At 43.6% G+C, this 4512-nt stretch carries 4 protein-coding genes; all 4 read left to right on the top strand.

The window, feature by feature from the left end:
- Window positions 1–231 (top strand): GFA family protein (locus tag AB4496_RS18805; protein ID WP_372131611.1); only part of this gene is annotated, 231 nt, incomplete at its 5' end.
- A 150-nt stretch (window positions 232–381) separates the two neighbouring features.
- Window positions 382–1056 carry a YoaK family protein gene (locus AB4496_RS18800; protein WP_009845723.1) on the top strand — a complete coding sequence of 225 codons (675 nt, stop codon included), beginning with the start codon at window positions 382–384 and terminating at the stop codon, window positions 1054–1056.
- A 228-nt stretch (window positions 1057–1284) separates the two neighbouring features.
- A complete protein-coding gene (locus tag AB4496_RS18795; protein WP_009845724.1) occupies window positions 1285–2655 on the top strand; it encodes a YjiH family protein in 1371 nt (456 codons plus the stop codon).
- Between the two features lie 456 nt (window positions 2656–3111).
- Window positions 3112–4512: methyl-accepting chemotaxis protein (locus tag AB4496_RS18790; protein ID WP_372131609.1), on the top strand; the 1401-nt coding region annotated here is incomplete at its 3' end.

Genomic DNA, 4512 nt, shown 5'->3' with positions numbered 1-4512 from the left:
GAGGTCACTTCCTTTTCACGTATCAGTGACACGGGCAATGAAGTCACCTACCAGTTTTGCCCTAAATGTGGCACTACCATGCTATTGCAGTCGGTTGCCGCCGCCGATTTTTATGTCGTCCCGCTCGGACTATTTAAAGAGCAAGACTTTCCGCTACCAAGCTTTTCAGTCTACGAAGAACGCAAACACGGATGGGTCAAATTTGACCATCAGATGAGTCATTACAACTAGCTTGTTACTGACCATTATCTCTATAAAGAAACAGTATTGGAACAAACTGCAAGACTGTTGCCTAAGATCAAATATCAACGTTCTACAACGCTAGCGTATCTTTTCGCTAGCGTTATAATCGGCTCCTCTTTTTAACCCAGGGTGAACCACATGATTTCAAAACTACCTCGCTGGGTTGAATACGGCGCCTTACTGTTAGCGGGCCTTGCTGGCAGCGTTAATGCTATTGGTTTACTCGGCTTCCAACATCAAGCTATCTCCCATATTTCAGGCACCATGTCTTTACTTGGCAGCAGCCTGCTCACGCCGACTTCAACTTCTATGCACCTCCTGCTAATCATTATGAGCTTTATGCTAGGTGCCGCGTTCAGCGGATTCTTTATCGAAAATCAAGCATTGAAGTTAGGACGCCGTTACGGTGTTGCGCTATGTATTGAGGGTGGATTGCTGTTCTTGGCGCTTTGGGCACTGTTACAAGGCTACACTTCAGGCCAGTATTTCGCTTCAGCCGCGTGTGGTTTGCAGAACGCAATGATCACCACCTATAGCGGGGCGATCATTCGCACCACACACATGAGCGGGATCATCACAGACCTTGGGATCATGATTGGCGCACGCTTAAAGGGGATGCCTTTTGACCGCCGTAAAGCCAAACTTCTTATGTTCATCGTTGTTGGCTTTCTGTTTGGTGGTTTAAGTGGTGCTTGCCTGTTCCAGCGCTTTGAAATTTTGGCACTGGCTTTCCCTGCCTCTTTCGCGTTCATTGTCGCGTTTAGCTACTGGCTCTACCTAACTTATCGAACTGAAGCCTCAGTAAATTTATAAACGCCTAGTAATAACCATGAGAATATGTAACATCTGCAACACTTTATTCTAAACTCATAATTTGTTGCAGAATAACCTGCGTGAATATTTAGCGATATTTGATGAATAGTATTGCAAGTGATATTAATACTCGGTAATCTTGCACCCAATGAGAAAATACGGATGTTTAGAGAATAAAAATGCCAAGGATGTGGCTTTTTTACATGTAGAAATACGAGAATAATTAACATGTCTAACAACACGAATACTGCTCAACCAGAGAAATCTAAAGGCAGTTTCTGGGTTTTCTTAATCCCATCTCTGATTGGTTTGTTCCTCTTCATGGCGCCAATTAGCTACCAAGGTGATCTCACGATCCCTGTCGCTATTCTAGCCAAATCAATTCAAGCGGTTTTCGGTGAGTCTCTAGTTGCTATTATCACTGCAATCGTTGCCTTCATGTCTGTAGCTTCCGTGTTAAGCACCATTTTCAAACCTACATTCATTAAATCGAATTCATTTCTAAACGGCCTTTTCAACCCATCTCCACTGTGGTTGTTGGTTCGTATTATCGGTGGTGCTGCAGCATTCATGGCTTTCTTCCAAGTTGGCCCTGAGTTTATCTGGGAAGAAAACACCGGTGGTCTCGTGTTAGAGGGCCTATTGCCGACTCTATTTTCAGTATTCATCTTTGCCGGTTTACTATTACCACTTCTACTTAACTTCGGTTTGTTAGAACTGTTTGGCACCTTACTAAGTAAAGTGATGCGTCCAATCTTCAACCTGCCGGGTCGTAGTGCTATCGATTGTATGGCTTCTTGGTTAGGTGACGGCAGCGTTGGTATCCTGCTTACAAGCAAACAGTACGAGAAGAAATTCTACACTCAACGTGAAGCCGCTGTTGTTGGTACGACTTTCTCAGCAGTATCTATCACGTTCAGCCTTGTAGTGATTGCTCAAGTAGAACTAGAGCACCTATTCCTACCCTTCTACGCAGCAATCTGCTTAGCAGGTATTGTGGCCGCGGTAATCATCCCTCGCCTTCCTCCACTGAGCATGAAGAAAGACACCTTCATTGATGGTACAAAACCTCACAAAGATGCTGATGCAATCCCAGCGGGTCACTCGACTTTCTCTTGGGGTCTTGAACTCGCGGTAAATAAGGCATCACAAGTGAAGTCTGCTAAGTCTGTATTTGGTGAAGGCATTCGTAACGCAGTCGACATGGTATTCGGCGTTCTTCCTGTTGTAATGGGGCTAGGTACAATGGCATTGGTAATTGCAGAATACACCTCTGTGTTCTCATTCCTAGGCCAGCCTTTCATTCCATTCCTTGAGCTACTTGGTGTACCTGAAGCGGTTGCAGCATCTGAAACCATTGTTGTTGGTTTTGCGGATATGTTCATCCCAGCGATCCTTGCCGCTTCTATCGACAACGAGATGACTCGCTTTGTTATTGCAGCAATGTCGGTAACTCAGCTGATCTACATGTCTGAAGTGGGCGCTCTGCTTCTAGGCAGTAAGATTCCCGTGAATATCCTTGAACTGTTTATTATTTTTATTCTACGTACGTTAATTACACTTCCGGTTATCGCTGGTGTAGCGCATCTAATATTTTAAATTAGACGCACTGATACAGTGTAATAAATAACCTGATTTATAATAGCCTCACTTTTGTGGGGCTTTTTTTGCCTAATATATTCACTCTCCGGTTTAAAATACATACACTCTCCTGTTTGAAATATCGCCAATATACGAATTGAGAATATCATTTGATTTCATATTAATTCCCTTACACCTCTCCCTTATATAGTAAATCATACGCATATTAGCCTAATTAATACCCTCCTCACTTTGTTTGCCTTTGATTAAGCCAACTCTTTAACTCATTGAACCAAAAAACAAAAGTAGCAAGTATGTAATTAACTGAGTTTTACGTTGTGCGGGTTGTTGTATTTTTGTAGTCTATTTTGTGAAATTACATTCAAGTAAATCCCAACAATGTCGATATATATATAATTACAAAAACACGATTAGCTTTAGTTTTCGCAAAGCTTGTGAGAAGAGGAAAACACAATGAAATTTAGCCATAAGGTGGTTGCAGCATCATCAGCCTTGCTATTAGTGACAGTATCATTGCTTTCAATACAGCAACTTTACACCGTAAAAAGTGCTGTAGAGAACCACGTCAATGCAAGCCTGAAAGAGATGGTCTCTGGTATTAAGAACACCGTAGCATCAGAGATGAATGCTAAGAAAGCACTGGCTCAGTCGACGACTGAAGTCATTGAAATCAACCCTCAAGATCGTACCTACGTTCAAAACATCCTAGAAAAGCCAAAACTTAAAGGCAGTTTTCTCGCGGTTGGTTTTGGTTATGACGCAAACGGTTTCGTGATTGAGAATGATGACGGTTGGGACGCGGGGCCAGATTATGACCCACGAATCCGCCCTTGGTACATTGATGCTAAATCCAAAAACAGTTTAGTTGTGACAGCTCCTTATGTGGATGCATCAAGCAAAAAAGTCATCATCTCAGTGGGTACGCCAGTTAAAGACAACGGCCGCTTTACTGCGGGTATGTTCTACGACCTAGAACTGACCAACCTTGCGACCTTGGTAAACCAAGTGAACTTGTTTGACGCGGGTTACTTATTCCTAGTCACTGCCGACGGCACGACGATTGCTCACCCTAATGCTAAGAACAATGGCGAAACGCTATCAAGCTACCTGCCACAAGCGACTATTCGCGAGGGATCTCAACAAATTGAAGTCGACGGTAAAAAGTTCCTAGTGAACTTCACTCACATCCCAAGTGAAGATTGGTACATCGGCGCAATACTTGATGAAGAGATCGCTTACCAAACCGTTGAAGATCTGAAAAACAGCTCGATAATCTACTCTTTAATTGCGGTTATTCTCAGCATCATTGCATTAACCGTCCTTATTCGTGTGTTAATGCGCCCGCTTGAGACGCTTAACCAAGCCATTCAAGATGTTGCGAGCGGACAAGGTGACTTAACTAAACGTCTAGATACCAATACAGATAAAGAGTTCTCTGACCTTGCGAAAGGCTTCAACACCTTTACTGAAAACCTGCAAAATCAAATCATTCAATCCAAAGCGATTGGTGTTGAGATTAAACGTGGCACTGAAATCACAGTAAAAGGCGCGGGTGAGTCAGCGAATGCGATGAATACTCAGCTGCAAGAGCTTGAACAGCTAGCCACCGCAATGAACGAGATGGCCGTTACCGCAACGGAAGTAGCAAACAACGCTCAAGGCGCAGCCGCCGCGGCTCGTGAAGCTGACGATGCGACACTAGACGGTACATCTGTAGTAAGTGACACGACTCAAGCGATTGATAACCTTTCAGCACGTATCGACCAAGCGGTTGCAGAAGTACAAGTACTTGAATCAGCAACAGCAAATATCGAGACGATTCTTAAAGTAATCAACGATATCGCAGACCAAACC

It is taken from the genome of Vibrio sp. 10N.222.46.A1 (genome assembly GCF_041473595.1).
In the GTDB taxonomy this organism is placed as follows: domain Bacteria; phylum Pseudomonadota; class Gammaproteobacteria; order Enterobacterales; family Vibrionaceae; genus Vibrio; species Vibrio tasmaniensis_A.
Note: the sequence above shows the minus strand (reverse complement) of the source record. Positions and strands in the feature narration are given on the sequence as shown.